Here is a 17,894-nt window from a genome sequence, read left to right as displayed (position 1 = left end):
GCCGACCTGTCAGTGAGGACGTCCTGAAAGGCTGTGAGTTGATGCTCGCGGCAAAGCGGCCTTCATGGGTTGCAGGTTGAACGCAGCGTTGGCGTGAGGGAGTCGGACGGTGCATGGGCTGGCCCTGGGAAACTCCTGAAAACGGTGACAGGGCGTTACGCCTTTAGCGCAACGCCCTGCCGGATGAACAATGGGTTCAGCAATCGGTCATCTGATGCCTACGCCGAGACTGGAATTGTGACTCTTCAGTTTGAAGTTGCCGCCAGTGACCATGTTTTTCACGTAATACCAGTTCCATCCGCCGATGCCGGCGCTTGAAACAGTCGACGACCAATAGTTGCCGTTGCCCATCGGCCAGCGATTGCCGTACAGGTTATAGATCTCCACCAGTTCGTGAATGGTCGGAATCCTCGCGCTGTTGTTGCCCGCGTTTTTGCTGATCTGAGAAAAGCTGCCGCTGCCCAGACCGATGCAATGGATGACGCCGGTGACGGTGATCAGGTAGCTTTTACTCGCGCCCGAAGCATCGGTCGCCGTAATGGTGGCTGTGCCGTTGCCTCGAACCGAGGTCAGGCCATTGCTGTCCACTTTCGCGACCAGCGGGTCGCTCGAAGCGTACTGATAGGGTGCCTGTCCGCCACTGGCCTGACGCAGAAGGGTGGTATCGGACGCGAAGTTCGGCAACAGGTCCGGCGAGCCCGGAAGCAGATACACCTTGCCAGCCAGCGTGACCGGCGAGGTGTCCAGCAGCAGCTCGGGCTGCGCCGCCAGAATCTGCAAGGCCAGCGTGCCGGATACCTGCACCAGACCGTTGACGCGATTGACCACATAAGAAATCGCCACCGTCTGCCCGGCGTTTGCCGTTACCAGAGCGAACGCAAACAGCATCTCCAGCGTCTTGCCGGCTTCTGCGCTCGACAGGGTCTTCTCCTGGGTGTCACTGCCGTTCGGCCCTTGCCATTGCACGATCACCTGATCGCCGGCTTTCAGGTTGGCGGTGGCGTCGATCACCACGGTTGCACCGGATGAAGCGTTGGCCGGGTCGAGTATGGTGCCGATGGCTTCTTTTATGGTTGGGGTGGGCAGGGGCGTTGCTTGCGCGAGTTGCAGCTTCACGTCCACCGACTCCGAGGCCATGGACAGATTCCCTGCCAGATCTGTAATCGTGTAGTAGACCGGCGCCTCAATGTCGCCGATCAACTCCAGAAACGGCCTGGCGAAGTCGACCATTGTTCGTTTAAGACCCACGTCATCACTGCTCACCACCGCCATCGGACCGGGCAGATCATTCCAGTAGGTGCGGACAACATCGCCCTCCTGCATGCCGTTGTAGCTGGCAATCGTCCCTGAAAGCACGTTACCCATGGTTTGCAGTTCTTCTGAGGTCAGACCGTTCTGTACCTGCGTGGGAAAAATGATGGGGGCCAGCAGCGGATCGCCAGGCGGGGTAAGGTCTACGATTACAACTGTCTCGGCAGAAAACTCGACGACCATATTGATCGGGTTTTCGACCGCGTAAGCCACCGAGTGACGACCTTCCGTCAACAGCTCGGATGGAATGTGCAGCATGAGGTCGTCACCTGGCATCTGCGAAAGCAGTATCTCTTTCTTGAGACCAATAAGCACTCCATCGAAGTACAGCTGATAGGTATAGCCGGGGCGCGCGCCTTGCCAGACGTTCAACAGCACTTCGAGGGGCGTGTTCAAACTGTCGACGGGTAATAGTCCACCGTTCAAGGCGGCTGCGATGACTGGCGAAGTCAGCACGTTTTCTTTTTTTTCAGTCGCAAGGTTATACATGGGCGTTCCTTCTACGTGTAAAAGTTGCGGGCCTTGTGAGCCCGCAACGGTTTAGCGACTCAGACAGGTAAAGTCGGTAGGTTTAAGCATATGCACGATGACGCGAGTGACCGTGGAGGTTGCCGGACTTTGATTGCTGCCTTCGACAGGGTCGACGGTATAACTCGCCTCCGCAAACCCGGTGCAAATAAGCAGTGTGTTGATCTGAGGGACCTTGAATACATGCCCTTGCACAACATCCACTTCATCGAGCTTACGAGTCGTCACATAAGTAGCGGCTTCGATGGGATTGTTGAAGTCGTCAAAACCCTTGAACGTGAAGGTGATCTTCTGGCCCTCGGCAATATTTACATAAGGTGAGACTTTTACATCGGCACCGTCTGGATTTTCATTGGGCCCCAGCACTCCGTTGGACGTGAGATTGAACGTGGGCCCGGTCAATCCGTTTTCGCCACCGGGTTGCTCTTCTCGAGACCGTACTGTTACAGGCTGAGTCGGACTCGTCATACTGTTTGGGTTTCCTGTACGCGTGACTGTGAAGTACACCGGAATGGCCTCGCCGGTGCCTTGCAACTTCATCAGCTCGTTATCAATCGGAATAATCAAGTCTCTTGCCGCTGCAACGTCGCTAGACCGTATTTGATACCACTGCGTTTTTAACTGATTGCCCCAGTACAGGTTCAAATCATCATTGATTTCGAATCCCGTATTCCAGAGCACTACGCCTCTGCCGTTCAACTCGTAATCGTCTTCGTCGATGAAGTTGTCCTGGGTGTTCGGGTTTTGTACGCTCGTCCCTTGTATCGTCAAATTGTTCAAGGGGGTGGGGAAGGGAAGTGTTGTAAAAACGTCTATGTGGGTGTCCAGCGATGTGCCGGTCAGTTCGCCGTTGCGAAACACTTCATAATGAACCGCGGTGTCGCCTTGCGGACCTTGGGCAATGGCCTCAAATGGCAGTTTCAACGTGAGTATGACGGCTTCATTTTCGTCGCCAGGTGCAACGAAGACAGGGGTCAAGGGATTATTGGTGCCCCAGAATAGCTGGATGCTATCAAGCGCTGCCGCGCCTGGATAATGGGGGATGTCGACCAATACGCCGGCCTGAGCTTCCAGATAATCAATCAGATCGCCTACCGCTTGATCAATGACAGGTGCCGGATAATCAGAAGGCAAGTCGTTCAGCCTTAATTTCACCGCTACAGTGTTCGAGAGGATTGAAGGGTTACCTGCACGGTCGATGACCTGGTAACACACCTGCTTTTCTTCCTCCCCCAACGTTTGCAGAAACGCTCGTGTAAAAGTGACCGAGACCTTGTCCAGACCCATGTCGGTTTCGTTGACGACGGCAGTGGGGCCTACGATATCTCCCCACCTGGTCAGAATGCGGTCATGCTTGGCCATACCGGTGTAGCCGGGAATCTGCACATCAAGTTGGCCACCCAGTTGATCGAGCTCGGCGGCAGTCAGACCGTTCTGGATCTCGGCTGGGAACTGTATGGCAGCAAGCTCCGGAGCGCCTGGCGCTGTCCGGTCGATCTGAATCCGGAAAATTTCCGATCTCTGTTCTACCTGATTGATCGGATTGACAACGACGTACGCGACATCGTGGAAACCTTCCAGCAACAGCTCGGCCGGGATCTCCAAGTGCAGGGGGTCTCCTGGTGCATGTGAGGGCAGAATCAGTTTTTGGGGGCCAGTCGCGATACTGTTGAACAGCAGTTGATATGTGTAACCAGGAAGTGCCGCTGGCCATACAACGAGATCGACCGTCAACGGTTGTGATGCCTCAGCGACCGGTATGAGCCCTGGCGTATCCTGATCATGAAATGCGACTGCAATATCGGGTGCAGCCAATACAAGATTCAAGTTTCTATGCCTGTTTCCGGAAATTGAAACAGGTGTCGGGAGATAGTTGTTTGAGCAATTTTTCATGTGTAGAGGCCTTATCATTAAAATTTTGTAGGGGATTTCCTACTTTTTTTCGAACGTGTTTCTGAATGAGATTTTTTTGGTTGGTACTTGGCGAAAGAGTCAATGATGTTCTCAGTCACAATTGGACGTAATAGGGTTTTGGTGGGCTGGTCAAGTGGTTGTGTGGAGATTATTTAATTAGTTTGAGAGTTTTTTGCTTGGCGCCCATTTGGATGCTCGCTGTAAGAAACTTCTTATATTATTTTGGGAAGGCTCCTACGTTTTGGGTATTGAACAGGGCCAGGGTTTATGAATTAAGTAAGCTATCTTTCCACTCTCAAAAAAACGAGGAGATGGACGGTGTCTAGTAGAAAAAGTAACGTCGTTAAGTCGCGGGGTGGCGCGTTTCAACTTGCCGTGATTGCCTTTGGCGCTCTCGCTAATGTACAGGCGTCGGCAGCGGCATCGGGCGATAATAATGGTCTGCCTTTAGACACTGCAGCAGTCACCGGATTGTGGCCGGATGAAGAGTTGCCAGATGAAACCGTTAGACGGGCTGAAATCATTACCGTAGGTCCTGATACTCCTTTCGATTCTTATCACATTGGTTATCAAAGTGTTCTTAATATTGTCGGTGGCCGAGCAGACCAGGTGGTCGTGAGAGACGCTACGGTCAATATTCAGTCCGGCGTGGTTGAGAGCGGTATCAGCCTTTCCGATGCGCTGGGTAATCTCTCCAACGCTACCGTGAAAAACGCGACAGGTAGCGGCATCGTTCTTCATGGAGTGATGGGCTCTATCAACCCTGGCTCCACGGTATCGGCTCATTCAAGCGATGTATCGGGATCGGGCGACGGTATTTCAGTCGGGTTGTGGGGGGCGCTTAGTATTTTCAATACCGATGTGCGCGGGTTTGCGTCGCAAAGCAAAAGTGGCCAGGGGATTTCTGTTTCTGGCGCCAATGTGCTGATCGCCGACAACAGTCATGTGACAGGCGACATGAATGGAATCCATCTGGTAGATGGATCCCAAGCCGGAATACTGGTCGGAAACAAGTCCGTTGCTGTGATTGACCGATCGATAGTCCAGGGTTTGGCCGGGGCCGCCATCAAAGTAAACCAGCGCGTTGCGCTCGACATCGAGGCCGACATTGCTGTGCAAAACCATTCCGAGCTATGGGCCGGAAATGGCAACCTGCTGGAGGTGGAAGATCACAGCACTGTCAACTTCAACGTCGACAACAGCACCCTCAATGGCAACCTTGTCGCCGATGACACCAGCACCCTGAACATCACGCTGCAAAACGGCGCGCAATTGAACGGCGACATCGTCAATGGCAACCGTCTGGCGATTACCTCGGGCAGTCACTGGCAGATGCAGGGCGACAATGCCGTCAGGTCGCTTTCCCTGCACGGGGGGAGGGTTTCGTTTGCTGATGAAGGGTTCCATACACTTTCGCTGAATGAGTTGTCAGGGGGCGGCACGTTTGGTTTGCGCGTGGATCTGGACAACGGTGTCGGAGATCTCATCGACGTCAACGGCCAGGCCAGTGGTCAGTTCGGGTTGCGGGTGCGCAACACGGGGGTGGAGGTTGTCTCTGCTGACATGGCACCGCTCAAGGTGGTGCATACCGAAGGTGGTGACGCGCAATTCAGCCTGCTGGGCGGGCGTGTCGACCTCGGCGCCTATTCGTATTTGCTGGAACAGCAGGGCAATGACTGGTTCATCGTCGGTAAAGACAAGGTCATAAGCCCCTCGACCCAGAGCGCGCTTGCCCTTTACAGCGCGGCACCTGCCATCTGGATGAGTGAGCTCTCTACCCTGCGTTCGCGCATGGGTGAGGTTCGTGCTAGCGGCAGGGCGGGCAGCTGGATGCGCGCCTATGGCAGCAGGCTGAATGCCACGACCAGTGACGGTGTCGACTATCGGCAGAAGCAAAGTGGCCTGTCGCTGGGGGCCGATGCGCCCGTCGAGGTCAGCAACGGCCAACTGGTGGTCGGTGTGCTGGGAGGGTACAGCACGTCCGGTATCGATTTGAGCCGTGGTACTACGGGTAAAGTCGACAGCTACTATGCAGGCGCCTATGCCACCTGGCTGTCGGACGATGGCTACTACGTTGACGGCGTGATCAAACTCAACCGCTTTCGCAACAAGGCAGATGTTGCCATGAGCGATGCAAGTAAGGCCAAGGGTGACTACACCAACAACGGGGTAGGGGGCTGGGTAGAGTTCGGCCGCCACATCAAGCTGGCTGACGATTACTTCCTTGAGCCCTTCGCTCAGCTGTCCAGCGTTGTCGTTCAGGGGCAGGAACTGCGCCTGGACAACGGTATGAAGGCGAAGAACGATCAGACCCAGTCGGTATTGGGCAAGGTTGGCACCTCGCTGGGCCGCAGTGTTGCGCTCAAGGATGGCGGGGTGTTGCAGCCTTATGTGCGTGTCGCCATTGCACAGGAGTTTTCGCGCCGTAACGAGGTGAAAGTCAACGACGTGACGTTCGATAACAGCCTGTTCGGTTCGCGCGGCGAACTGGGCGCCGGGGTATCGGTGTCGCTGTCCGAGCGTATGAAACTGCATGCAGACTTCGATTACATGAAAGGTCGGCATATCGCGCAACCCTGGGGTGCGAATGTGGGGCTACGCCTGGCATTCTGATTCTTAAGGCCAGTGCCTGAGCAACACCAAAGCCCCCGGTGAGTGATCACCGGGGGCTTTTCAGTTATTGATCGGTAAACCTGCGTTTGCGTTGCCTCTGTCGGGACGTGACAGGCACCGCGTAGTTGACGTTCACCCGCAACACCGGCGATGTGCCGATCAGGCGATGATCACGATAAAGCTCGTAATACAGGTCAACCAGGCCGTACTGAACATAGGGCGTGAAGTTGTAGGAAATACACAGCACACGTACCACGCTGTTTTCGCCTACCCGATGGAAAAGCGTTGTCGATGACAGGTTTTTTCCCCAATAGAAATGGATTTCGTCACCCCAGCACATTTTGACTGACCCGGGGATATGAATGGTAATGCCCGCATGTGCCTGCTCGTGACTGATGGAATCAGGATCGATGTTAGGCAACACAGGTGCTTTCAGCGTACTGGAAATATCGGATGGAAGGTGGAGGGGGGTCGCCTGTCGGTAGAGACTCTCGTGAGGTTGGGCTTCTTGAACAGCACTCGCGCTTTTGGGGTTGTTTTTTTCTTTTTGGGTGCGCGCCGCTACATCCGTGGATTGTTCTTTATCCATCGTAAACTCTTTTATTGACATTAAGTTGAGTTGTTATATGCGTGCCGGCAGTTGTCGGCAACAGAATTATTACAAGGCACATAAGTGTGCAGGTCAAGTGTCTGCCGATATCAAAGACACGCCAAGCTTGTGTGAGGTTATGCAGTTATATTTGGTATCATGTGCACAGTGAGTTATCGCTCGTTAGTGTTGGAGATGCTGTAAATAAAGGGTGTGGCTTGGTGTGGGTGTTCTTTCAGGGCTTTTTGTGTGTGAAATACCTGTAGGACATTAACTACAGATAAGTCTTACAGAAGGTGAAAAAGTAGGTTTTGGCTGAATTCCCACTCCTGCGTAGGAATATTCACTCAACTTTATCATTAGGGTCTCGCACGCGTTAGCGTGCGAGGCCGTCAAGGTTGTGGGCGGAAATGTAGGCTGCTGTGTTTAAACTTGTATTGACGGTGCCGGGGTGTCCAGACCGAACAGGAATGCTTTGCTGAAAACGATCTGCATGTCGACGTAAGGGGTAATAAATAACTACCGCATCAACTGAATTTCAACTAATCGGAGTATGCGTCCACTGTCAATAGGCAAAAGTACTGCATTGCTGTCATTGAAGATGTTAAAAAATATCCTGCACGTTCTTCAGATGGCTTCTCAAGTTCTGTCAGACTTGAAGAGAGGGCTAACAGTGCACACTATTGACGCTCATAAAAAAGCCCCGACCAACCGAAGTTTGTCGAGGCTTGGCATACAGTCTCAGGCCTTAGCGATTAAACCGCTCTACCAGTGAATACTGTGAGTTGGCCGTGTCGGTCAGTTCACCACTTAATACGGCAGAGCGACGCGCTTCGTCAGAGGTCTGGTCTGCCAGGCTGGCGATGGTGGCGATGTTGCGATTGATTTCCTCGGCCACGGCGCTTTGCTCTTCCGTGGCGGTGGCGATTTGCGTGGTCATGTCGGTGATATTGGCGACGGCCTCGCTGATGCCCACCAGCGCCTGATCTGCCTCCAGTACCCGGGCTACGCCTTCTTCGGCCTGACGGCGACCGGTGTCCATGGTGTGAACCGCGTCGGTTGCGGTCTGCTGCAGTTTGGCGATCAGGCCATGAATCTGTCCGGTGGACTCGGCGGTGCGTTGCGCGAGCTGACGCACTTCATCTGCCACAACCGCAAAGCCGCGACCCATCTCACCGGCGCGCGCCGCTTCGATCGCGGCGTTGAGCGCCAGCAGGTTGGTCTGGTCGGCAATGCCTTTGATCACATCGACCACGCCGCCGATTTCATCGCTGTCCTTGGCCAGGCGGGTCACGGTCAGGCCGGTTTCGCCCACCGAGGTGGACAGGCGCTGAATGGCTTCGCGGGTTTCACCGGCGATATCGCGACCGCGACGCGTCAGTTCGTTGGCCTGCTGGGTGGCATCAGCGGCACGGTTTACGTGATTGGCGACTTCCTGAGTGGTGGCGGCCATCTGGTTGATGGCGGCGGCAACCTGCTCGGTTTCCACACGCTGACGTTCCAGCCCGATCGAACTGGCATTGGCCAGCGAGTTGGACTGGCGGGCCTGACTGTTCAGGTGTTCGGCGGTGTCCTGCAAGCGCGTCAGGCAGGTTTTCATGCGCGCTTCCTGGCTGAGGATCGACATTTCCAGACGCGCTTGCGGGCCACGGCTGTCGGTGTACATCTGCGCGATCAACGGGTCGGAAGTGGTCTGTTCGGCCAGGCGTAACAAGCGTTTGGTGCCACGCTGCTGCCAGGAAAGCCCCAGCAGCCCGAGCGGTACCGACAACGCCGCAGCCAATGCAAAACCCCAGTGTGAATTGAGCCACACGCCGATCAGGAAGCTCAGTTGGCTGACCAGAATGAACGGCAGCCAGTCCTGAAGTACCGGCAGCCACTTGTCGCGGTTTGGTACGGCGCTCTTGCCCTTGTTGAGGCGGGTGTAAAGCGCCTCGGCACGGCGGATCTGTTCGGCGGTCGGCTTGATACGTACCGACTCGAAACCCACCACCTGGCGGTTTTCCAGTACCGGCGTCACGTAGGCATTGACCCAATAATGATCGCCGTTCTTGCAGCGGTTCTTGACGATGCCCATCCACGGCTGCCCGGACTTGAGCGTGGTCCACATGTGCTCGAAGACTGCAGGCGGTACGTCCGGATGACGTACGGTGTTATGCGCAGCACCCAGCAATTCAGCCTCGCTGTAACCACTGATGTCGACAAAGGCATCGTTGCAGTAGGTGATGGTGCCTCGGGTGTCGGTGGTGGAAATCAGTCGTTGTTCGGCAGGGAATGTCCGCTCATGTTGAGTGACGGGCTGGTTGTTGCGCATGGGATTTCGATCCTTCGATCCGGAAGACTGTGGCGTGGTTATCGGCGGGCACGTCGATAAATTGAGCGACGTGCGACAAGTGACCGGAGAGTCAGCCGTGTACGGCCAGCATGGGACAGGTGAACAGCCCGTAATACATCAGGCTGGAGGTGGGCGGAGCAGGAGCGAGGTTATAGAGATTTTCATGTCGGGGCCTGACCCTTAAGCAGGATGCAGGCCCCATTTATGAGATATCAGGAGGCGATCAGCTGGCGCAGCACGTAATGCAGAATGCCGCCCGACTTGAAGTATTCCACTTCGTTAAGCGTATCGATGCGGCACAGCACGTCGACGGTTTCCTTGCTGCCGTCTTCGCGGTCGATATGCAGGGTCAGGCTCATGCCCGGCTGCACGTCTGCGTTGGTCAGTCCGGTGATCTTCAGCGTCTCCTTGCCGGTCAGGCCGAGGGTCTTGCGCGTCTGGCCGTTCTTGAACTGCAAAGGCAGCACGCCCATGCCCACCAGGTTCGAGCGGTGAATCCGTTCGAAGCTTTCGGCGATGACCGCCTTGACGCCCAGCAGGTTGGTACCTTTGGCTGCCCAGTCGCGGCTTGAACCCGTGCCGTATTCCAGACCGGCAATGATCACCAGCGGCGTCCCTTCTTCTTGATAACGCATGGCCGCGTCGTAGATCGCCAGCTTCTCGCCGGAGGGCACATGCACCGTGTTGCCACCTTCCTCGCCGCCGAGCATTTCGTTGCGGATACGGATATTGGCAAAGGTCCCGCGCATCATCACTTCATGGTTGCCACGGCGCGAGCCGTAAGAGTTGAAGTCCTGATACGTGACGCCTTTCTCCTGAAGGTAGCGCCCGGCAGGGCTGTCGACCTTGATATTACCGGCAGGGGAGATATGGTCGGTGGTCACCGAGTCGCCCAGCAGGGCCAGGATGCGTGCGTTTTCCACGTCTTCGATAGCCGGCAGCGGACCGTCGATGCCGTCGAAGAACGGCGGGTGCTGAATGTAGGTGGAATCGTCCTGCCAGACGTAGGTGGCAGCCTGCGGCACTTCGATGGCTTGCCATTGTTCGTCGCCGGCAAAGACTTCGGCGTATTCCTTATGGAACATGCCGGTGTTGACGCTGGCCACGGCGTCGGCGATTTCCTGCTGACTCGGCCAGATATCGCGCAGATAGACCGGTTTGCCGTCTGCGCCTTCGCCCAGGGGTTCGCTGCTGATGTCGATGCGCACCGAGCCTGCCAGTGCATAGGCGACTACCAGGGGGGGCGATGCCAGCCAGTTGGTCTTGACCAGCGGATGGACGCGGCCCTCGAAGTTGCGGTTGCCCGAAAGCACCGACGCGACTGTCAGGTCGGACTGTTGAATGGCTTTCTCGATAGGCTCCAGCAGCGGTCCGGAATTGCCGATGCAGGTGGTGCAGCCGTAACCGACCAGATCGAAGCCCAGGGCATCGAGGTATTGGGTCAGACCTGCTGCGTTGTAATAATCGGTCACCACTTTGGAGCCGGGTGCCAATGAGCTTTTCACCCACGGCTTGCGCTTCAGGCCTTTCTCGACGGCTTTCTTCGCGACCAGCCCGGCTGCCATCATGACGCTGGGGTTGGAGGTGTTGGTGCAGGACGTGATCGCCGCGATCACCACAGCGCCGTCTTTCAGATGATAGGTCTGGCCGTTGTATTCATATTGGGTTTCGCCGCTGACCTGGGCCTCGTTGCCAACCGCGACACCGCCACCGCCTTCGCTCTCCAGGCGACCTTCATCGACCTTGGCAGGCTTGACCTGCAGACCGAGGAAATCGCTGAAGGCCTTGGACACATTCGGCAGCGCTACACGATCCTGAGGGCGCTTGGGGCCAGCAAGGCTGGCTTCGACCGTGCTCATGTCCAGTTCCAGGCTGTCGGTGAACACCGGTTCCTGGCCTGCCAGACGCCATAGACCCTGAGCCTTGCAATACGCTTCGACCAGCTTGACGGTCTCGTCGGGACGACCCGACAGACGCAGGTAATCCAGCGTGACGTCATCGACCGGGAAGAAACCACAGGTTGCGCCGTACTCGGGCGCCATGTTGGCAATGGTCGCGCGGTCGGCCAGTGGCAGATCGGCCAGGCCGTCGCCGTAGAACTCGACAAACTTGCCGACCACACCTTTCTTGCGCAGCATCTGGGTGACGGTGAGCACCAGGTCGGTAGCGGTGATGCCTTCCTTCAGTTTGCCGGTCAGCCGGAAACCGATGACTTCCGGGATCAGCATCGACACCGGTTGGCCAAGCATCGCCGCTTCGGCTTCGATACCGCCCACGCCCCAGCCCAGTACGCCCAGGCCATTGATCATCGTGGTGTGCGAGTCGGTACCGACCAGCGTGTCGGGGAATGCGTAAGTGCGGCCGTCCTCTTCCTTGGTCCATACCGTGCGGCCCAGGTATTCGAGGTTCACCTGATGGCAAATGCCGGTGCCGGGCGGCACCACGCTGAAATTATCGAAAGCGCTCTGGCCCCAGCGCAGGAACGCGTAGCGCTCACCGTTGCGCTGCATCTCGATGTCGACGTTCTCGCCGAACGCCTCGGCGTTGCCAAACTTGTCGACCATCACCGAGTGGTCGATCACCAAGTCCACCGGGGACAGCGGGTTGATGCGTTGCGGGTCACCACCAGCCTTGGCCACGGCAGCACGCATGGCGGCCAGATCGACCACGGCCGGCACGCCCGTGAAGTCCTGCATCAGCACGCGGGCAGGGCGGTATTGAATTTCCCGGTCCGAACGGCGCTCGGTCAACCAGTCGGCAAGCGCCTTGAGGTCGTTGCCGGTTACTGTCTTGTTGTCTTCCCAGCGCAGCAGGTTTTCCAGCAGCACCTTGAGTGACATGGGCAGCTTGTCCAGATCGCCGAGGGAGCGGGCGGCTTCCGGCAGGCTGAAGTAGTGGTAGGTCTTGTTATCGATTTCGAGGGTTTTAAGGCTCTTCAGGCTATCGAGGGAGGGCATGAATGTCTCCTTTGAGGAATGTTCTCCGAACATCGGTTCACGGGCTCCATGTGCATCAGGTCGGGAGCGCCGCATCAGGCTTCAAGTTCTGTGGACTGTTCGGCCGCACCAGTGGTTCCTGGATTGGGCTATCATGCGCGGCTTTCAAGTCTGCGGGGTTACGCCCGAGTGCCCACTGCCCAGGAGTAACCCATGAATACACTGTTTATGCACTGCCGACCCGGTTTTGAGGGCGAAGTCTGCTCGGAAATAGCCGATCACGCCGCGCGCCTGGACGTGGCCGGGTATGCCAAGGCCCGTCCCGACACCGCCTGCGCCGAATTCATCTGCACCGAGGCGGATGGTGCCGAGCGGTTGATGAACGGTCAGCGCTTCGACAAGCTGATCTTTCCCCGGCAGTGGGCGCGGGGGCTGTTTCTCGAGTTGCCGGAAACCGATCGCATCAGCGTGATTCTGGCGCAGCTGGCGGCGTTCCCGATCTGCGGCAGTCTGTGGCTTGAGGTGGTGGATACCAACGACGGCAAGGAACTGTCGAATTTTTGCAAGAAGTTCGAAGCGCCGCTGCGCAAGGCTCTGACTCAGGCAGGCAAACTGGTGGATGACCCGCGCAAGCCGCGTCTGCTGCTGACCTTCAAGAGTGGTCGCGAGGTGTTTCTCGGTCTGGCCGATGCGGACAACTCTGCCATGTGGCCGATGGGCATCCCGCGCCTCAAATTTCCCCGCGAGGCACCCAGCCGTTCTACCTTGAAGCTGGAAGAGGCATGGCACCATTTCATCCCCAGAGACCAGTGGGACGAACGCCTTTCCGGCGACATGACCGGCGTGGACCTTGGTGCCGCACCGGGTGGCTGGACGTATCAACTGGTGCGCCGCGGCATGCTGGTGACGGCAATCGATAACGGGCCGATGGCGGAAAGCCTGATGGACACCGGGCTGGTCCAGCACTTGATGGCTGACGGTTTTACCTACAAACCCCGGCACCCGGTGGACTGGATGGTCTGCGACATCGTCGAGAAGCCTGCGCGCAATGCCGCGCTGCTGGAAACCTGGCTGGGCGAAGGCCTGTGCCGCGAAGCAGTGGTCAACCTCAAGCTGCCGATGAAACAGCGTTACGCTGAAGTACGCCGACTGCTCGACCGCATCGAAGAGGGCTTTCAGGCGCGAGGGGTACGGGTGTCCATCGGCTGCAAACAGCTCTACCACGACCGCGAAGAAGTCACCTGCCACCTGCGCAGGCTTGATGTGGCCAAAGCGGCGAGAAAGTGATTTCTCACACTCGCGCCGCATGCTTCAGTGACTATAGGATTTCAGTGACTATCGGATTATCGTGCCAATGCTCCGCGTTGGTACGCAGTTCGTGACGCTCTGCGTCACAAATCATCGATACTAAACAATGTCATGCCTTACACGCAGTCGCTGCCAACTCAGTGCTTTTCAACCGCGATGGCACTGACGACGCAGAGTGCGACGTTAGTGACGGCTGAGTCCTGGCGCTGATCCGGGGGTAGCCTGGCAGGACGCCAGGCTAGCCGCACCGGGCCATGGATGGCCCGTTGCGGCGACCCCCGGATCAGTGTCAGGGCGAAGGAACCCGACGCAGTCGGGCCGGAAACAGGAGCGAGGGGGTTTGCCTACTTTGGCCCCATCAAAGTAGGTCGCCGAGGGGCGAAAAGGTGACTCAAGTCGAGCCTGAATCTCACTGAATCGCAGAACTGTGTGACGCAGAGCGTCACGAAAGGCATTACCACGCGGAGCGTGGGAACGAGAATCTGGGCCGAACGCCAATCCAGCTGACGCCACAGAATCGCTGTGTGACGCAGAGCGTCACGAACTGCATTCCCACGCGTAGCGTTGGAACGATCCTCATCGTAGTCTGAGCCCCATTTTCCGGACTTTCAGCACCAGCGCCACTCAACCAAACCCCACAATAGCCTTGGTCTCCAGATACTCTTCGAACCCCTGCACGCCATACTCGCGACCGTTGCCAGAGCGCTTGTAGCCGCCGAACGGGGCCATCGGGTTCCAGGCGGGGTAGTTCAGGTGCACTTGCCCGGCACGAATGCGCGAAGCGACCGAGCGCGCCAGGTCAAGGTCCTGCCCCTGTACATGCGCACCCAGGCCATAGACCGTATCGTTGGCAATTGCGATAGCCTCCTCAATCGTGTCGTAGGCCATCAGGCACAGCACCGGGCCGAAAATCTCTTCCCGGGCGATACGCATGGACGAATCCACCTCGGAAAACACCGTTGGCCGGGTATAGAAGCCTCGCTCATGGCCCAGCAACCGTCCCGGCCCGCCGCACACCAGCGTCGCGCCTTCGCTCAGCCCTGCATCGATCATCGCCTGGACACGGTGAAACTGCGCCTCGTTGGCGATAGGGCCCAATACCGTGTGCTCCGACTGCGGATCACCCACAACGATTGCCGCGGCCGTTTCGGCAGCCAGCGCTTCGACTTCCGCCAGTCGGTTCCTGGGCACGATCATTCGCGTTGGTGCGCTGCACGACTGACCCACATTGCGGAACGCGGCCATCACGCCGGGCGGCACCGCTTTGGCGAAGTCGGCGTCGGGCAGCAGGATATTCGGTGATTTGCCGCCCAGTTCCTGAGTCACTCGTTTAACCGTCGGTGCGGCGGCCTGCGCCACCAAGGCGCCTGCCCGATTGGAACCAGTGATCGAGATCATGTCGATATCAGGGTGAGCCGCCATAGCGCCGCCGACTTCGGGGCCGCTCCCATTGACCAGATTGAACACCCCGGGCGGCAGACCGGCGTCATGCACCAGTTGCGCGAACAGCAGGGCGCTCAAAGGCGACAATTCGCTGGGCTTGAGCACCACCGTACAACCCGCCGCGATGGCCGGGGCGACTTTGGCGGTGATTTGATACAACGGCCAGTTCCACGGCGTGATCAGGCCACACACCCCGATGGGCTCGCGTTCGATTGCCGTGCCGCCTTCAACGGTCTGGAAGCGATAGGTCGCCAGCAGGTCACGTGCGACACGCACATGCTCGGCGGCCAGTGGCACCTGCATGGCCCGCGCCGAACTGATGGCTGCGCCCATCTCCAGCGAGATCGCCTGCGCCAGTTGTTCCTTGCGCTCGAGAATAAGCTCGTGGATCCGACCGATTATCTGTGCCCGGGCGTGTGGCGAGGTGCCGGACCAGCCGGCAAAGGCTGCCCGCGCTGCTGCAACCGCACGGTCGACATCGGCGGCCGAGCCACTGGCGACATGCGCCACCACCTCTTCGGTCGCAGGGTTGATCACCGCAATACTGACCGGGTCGAGCGGGGCGGACCACCCCCCATCGATATACAGTTTCAGCGCGGTGTCCGGATCAACGTGATGGCTGTTCAAGGACTGTGAGGTCATCCAGCGGGCTCCCTGGAGCAATAATGGTCAAGGCCAGGCACTTTGCTGTCAGGCCGTTCGATACCCATAAGCTAACAAAGCAGTCTGGATAAAAAGCGCCGATCTGCCGGGTTGCAAAGAATAATCTGCTGTATGCAACCCGCTAACATGGCGGACCTGTTTTGGCCGTTTATCCGCGCTGTTTTCAGCCGATCGCCTGAGTCACCAGCGCGAATTGCTGCACATCCGGGACGGAGGCGGGCGGCGTCCCGAGCACCATGCGCGGTGCCCTGTCGACACATGGCAGCCCCAGCCCTTCGAGCCACGCTGCCAGTCCGCAGTCAGCCAGAATGTCGAAGCGCACGAACATGCCGGGTATCTGTTGCAACAGGTGTTCAATCAATCGTTGTGCCTGATCGACATCACGGGCGACCACCGGACCGATGATATGACCGCGCCCGAAGCGGCGCAGCAGGGCGATGCCTTGCAACTGACCTGCGTATTCAATCCCGACCGCGCGTTCTGCATCGCGCGACAACAGGTCAGTCAACACGGCAGTGCGATCCAGGCCGCTGCCCGCGTTGGCCAGTCGGATCAGTTCTGCGTGGTCGGTCGGACCCAGCGTACGAATCGGCAGGTCGTCTTTCGGTGCCAACAGACCTGACAGGTCAGCAATGCCCTGATGCTGCTGGATGCGGGCAAAATCCACGAAACCCAGACTCTGGTAAAGCGGCGCGCCCAGTTCCGTAGCGTTGAGGACTGGCGTGCTCGGTGCCGTCGCGTCGAGACACAGCTTCATCAAGCGGCGACCGATGCCTTTGCCTTGATGATCATCGCGGACGATCACCAGCCCGATCGAGGACCAGTCGCCCTGATGGCAGGTAAACGCTACGCCAACCAGCTGGCCATCATGCTGGGCGACAAAGCCCTCGGAAGTACGTTGCACCATTGCCCAGTCCTGTTCGCGATGTGGCCATTTGAGGCTCACTGAAAGGGCGTGGGCTGCCGGGATATCCTCCGCAGTCACCGGGCGATACTGGTAGTGAGCGTCTGTGGTTGCAGGCATGGCGCCTCCGTTGCGATGGGGTGGGTGAGTGGTTGGGCTCATACCAGCTTTCCAGTGCTCATCAGGCTGGACATGAGCGGCATCTCGATGGCCGTCGGGTCAGTGAAGCGGCGAATATCGAACGGGCTGATCAAGGTGCGCGTGCTGCCGGTGCTGATCAGCTCGGCCATGACATCGCCGACGCCGGGGCCGAGCTGAAAGCCGTGGCCGCAGAAGCCAAACGCATAGAACAGGCCGTCCACCTTGCCGCTGCGGCCCATGATCGGCAGCGAATCCGGCGTATAGCTCTCGATGCCGCTCCAGACACGGATGATGTTCAGCTTCTCTGCGCCCGGTAACAGGCGTTTCATCTGCTTCATCTGGTTGATCAGGCTTTCCGGCTTGAAGTAGGCGCGGCGATTGAGCATGTCCGGTTTGTTGCGATTACCACCGCCGATGATGATGTTGCCGCGCGGTATCTGGCGGAAATAGATCACTTCTTCCTTGATTTTGGTGAACACTCCGATCACCGTCGGCAGGGCGTAGGGCACCGGTTCGGTCACTGACATTTGCGGCCCGTTGGGCTCCAGCGGAACCGGCTCGCCGAACTGCTCGGCCAGCTTGGCCGCCCAGGCCCCGGCGGTGATCAGCAATTGCTCGGCGACGAACAACTGGCCGTCGGTGGTGCTGACGTGAAACTCGCCGCCGACCTTCTGCACCTCTGCCACCTCGGTGCGCTCTTCGATTCTTGCCCCGGCGCGAATCGCCGCACGGGCGAAGGCGGGTGCGGCCAGGCGCGGGTTGGCGTGCCCGTCGTGGGGCGCATAAGAGCCGCCTTTGACCTCCGGGCCGAGAAACGGGAAGCGCTCATGCAGCGTCTTGCCCCTGATGACCTGCAAATCCAGCTCGCGGGCTTCGGGTGCGGCGGCATAGGCCTCCAGTTCAGCGATTTCGTCTTCGCGATAACACACGCGCATATGGCCGCTTGGAATGAACTCCAGGTCTTCGCCGATCAGTTCGGGCAGGCGTTTCCACAGCGCCCAGGAGCGATTGGAGAGTTCCAGCTGGCCGAGAAAGCGGCCCTGGCGGCGCACGTTGCCGAAGTTGACGCCGCTGGCGTACTGGCCGATCTGGTCGCGCTCCAGCAGAGTTACCGAGCGCCCGTGCTGGCGCAGGAAAAACGCTGATGACGAGCCCATGAAGCCGCCGCCGATAATCAGAACGTCGCTTTTTTGCGGGGTCATGAGGTGC

The 17,894-nt window shown here is 58.2% G+C and carries 10 protein-coding genes; 2 read left to right on the top strand and 8 right to left on the bottom strand.

Annotated elements, in window-relative coordinates; genetic code table 11:
• Positions 1-207: 207 nt before the first annotated feature.
• Together PI739_RS10075 and PI739_RS10070 are read right to left on the bottom strand one after the other, a co-directional pair.
• Positions 208-1,800: an immunoglobulin-like domain-containing protein gene (locus tag PI739_RS10075; protein WP_271351797.1), complete on the bottom strand. Its 1,593-nt coding sequence runs from the start codon at positions 1,798-1,800 to the stop codon at positions 208-210.
• A 51-nt stretch (positions 1,801-1,851) separates the two neighbouring features.
• Entirely contained in the window at positions 1,852-3,732 is a 1,881-nt protein-coding gene (locus tag PI739_RS10070; RefSeq protein ID WP_032609916.1) for a hypothetical protein, read from the bottom strand.
• Positions 3,733-4,500: 768 nt separating this feature from the next.
• Here PI739_RS10070 and PI739_RS10065 point away from each other — a divergent pair.
• The gene (locus PI739_RS10065) at positions 4,501-6,366 is read left to right on the top strand and encodes an autotransporter outer membrane beta-barrel domain-containing protein (RefSeq protein ID WP_187599598.1); all 1,866 of its coding nucleotides are present in this window, start codon (positions 4,501-4,503) and stop codon (positions 6,364-6,366) included.
• 64 nt (positions 6,367-6,430) lie between these two features.
• On the opposite strand, the gene PI739_RS10060 is transcribed toward PI739_RS10065, so the two are convergent.
• From PI739_RS10060 to acnA, 3 genes are all read right to left on the bottom strand, one after another.
• Complete coding sequence (locus PI739_RS10060) at positions 6,431-6,955, bottom strand: hypothetical protein (RefSeq protein WP_187599530.1); 525 nt, start codon at positions 6,953-6,955, stop codon at positions 6,431-6,433.
• A gap of 748 nt (positions 6,956-7,703) precedes the next feature.
• Complete coding sequence (locus PI739_RS10055) at positions 7,704-9,269, bottom strand: methyl-accepting chemotaxis protein (RefSeq protein WP_003436183.1); 1,566 nt, start codon at positions 9,267-9,269, stop codon at positions 7,704-7,706.
• 233 nt (positions 9,270-9,502) lie between these two features.
• Positions 9,503-12,247 carry an aconitate hydratase AcnA gene (gene acnA, locus PI739_RS10050; RefSeq protein ID WP_003436185.1) on the bottom strand — a complete coding sequence of 915 codons (2,745 nt, stop codon included), beginning with the start codon at positions 12,245-12,247 and terminating at the stop codon, positions 9,503-9,505.
• A 192-nt stretch (positions 12,248-12,439) separates the two neighbouring features.
• Here acnA and rlmM point away from each other — a divergent pair, with 192 nt between their 5' ends.
• Positions 12,440-13,513, top strand: a complete 1,074-nt coding sequence (gene rlmM / locus PI739_RS10045; protein WP_060708020.1) for a 23S rRNA (cytidine(2498)-2'-O)-methyltransferase RlmM — start codon at positions 12,440-12,442, stop codon at positions 13,511-13,513.
• A gap of 645 nt (positions 13,514-14,158) precedes the next feature.
• On the opposite strand, the gene PI739_RS10040 is transcribed toward rlmM, so the two are convergent.
• The 3 genes from PI739_RS10040 to PI739_RS10030 form a co-directional block, all read right to left on the bottom strand.
• Positions 14,159-15,619, bottom strand: a complete 1,461-nt coding sequence (locus PI739_RS10040; RefSeq protein WP_003436187.1) for an aldehyde dehydrogenase family protein — start codon at positions 15,617-15,619, stop codon at positions 14,159-14,161.
• A gap of 184 nt (positions 15,620-15,803) precedes the next feature.
• Positions 15,804-16,664 carry a GNAT family N-acetyltransferase gene (locus PI739_RS10035; RefSeq protein WP_271351795.1) on the bottom strand — a complete coding sequence of 287 codons (861 nt, stop codon included), beginning with the start codon at positions 16,662-16,664 and terminating at the stop codon, positions 15,804-15,806.
• A gap of 38 nt (positions 16,665-16,702) precedes the next feature.
• Positions 16,703-17,887 (bottom strand): NAD(P)/FAD-dependent oxidoreductase, encoded by a 1,185-nt coding sequence (locus PI739_RS10030; protein WP_271351794.1) that lies wholly within the window; start codon positions 17,885-17,887, stop codon positions 16,703-16,705.
• Positions 17,888-17,894: the final 7 nt, after the last annotated feature.

This window comes from Pseudomonas cerasi, from assembly GCF_027983475.1.
Lineage (GTDB): Bacteria > Pseudomonadota > Gammaproteobacteria > Pseudomonadales > Pseudomonadaceae > Aquipseudomonas > Aquipseudomonas cerasi.
Note: the sequence above shows the minus strand (reverse complement) of the source record. Positions and strands in the feature narration are given on the sequence as shown.

Coding starts and splice junctions, on each gene's coding strand:
- PI739_RS10075 (WP_271351797.1), bottom strand. CDS start 1,800: ATGTATAACCTTGCGACTGAAAAAAAAGAAAACGTGCTGACTTCGCCA.
- PI739_RS10070 (WP_032609916.1), bottom strand. CDS start 3,732: ATGAAAAATTGCTCAAACAACTATCTCCCGACACCTGTTTCAATTTCC.
- PI739_RS10065 (WP_187599598.1), top strand. CDS start 4,501: ATGGGCTCTATCAACCCTGGCTCCACGGTATCGGCTCATTCAAGCGAT.
- PI739_RS10060 (WP_187599530.1), bottom strand. CDS start 6,955: ATGGATAAAGAACAATCCACGGATGTAGCGGCGCGCACCCAAAAAGAA.
- PI739_RS10055 (WP_003436183.1), bottom strand. CDS start 9,269: ATGCGCAACAACCAGCCCGTCACTCAACATGAGCGGACATTCCCTGCC.
- acnA (WP_003436185.1), bottom strand. CDS start 12,247: ATGCCCTCCCTCGATAGCCTGAAGAGCCTTAAAACCCTCGAAATCGAT.
- rlmM (WP_060708020.1), top strand. CDS start 12,440: ATGAATACACTGTTTATGCACTGCCGACCCGGTTTTGAGGGCGAAGTC.
- PI739_RS10040 (WP_003436187.1), bottom strand. CDS start 15,619: ATGACCTCACAGTCCTTGAACAGCCATCACGTTGATCCGGACACCGCG.
- PI739_RS10035 (WP_271351795.1), bottom strand. CDS start 16,664: ATGCCTGCAACCACAGACGCTCACTACCAGTATCGCCCGGTGACTGCG.
- PI739_RS10030 (WP_271351794.1), bottom strand. CDS start 17,887: ATGACCCCGCAAAAAAGCGACGTTCTGATTATCGGCGGCGGCTTCATG.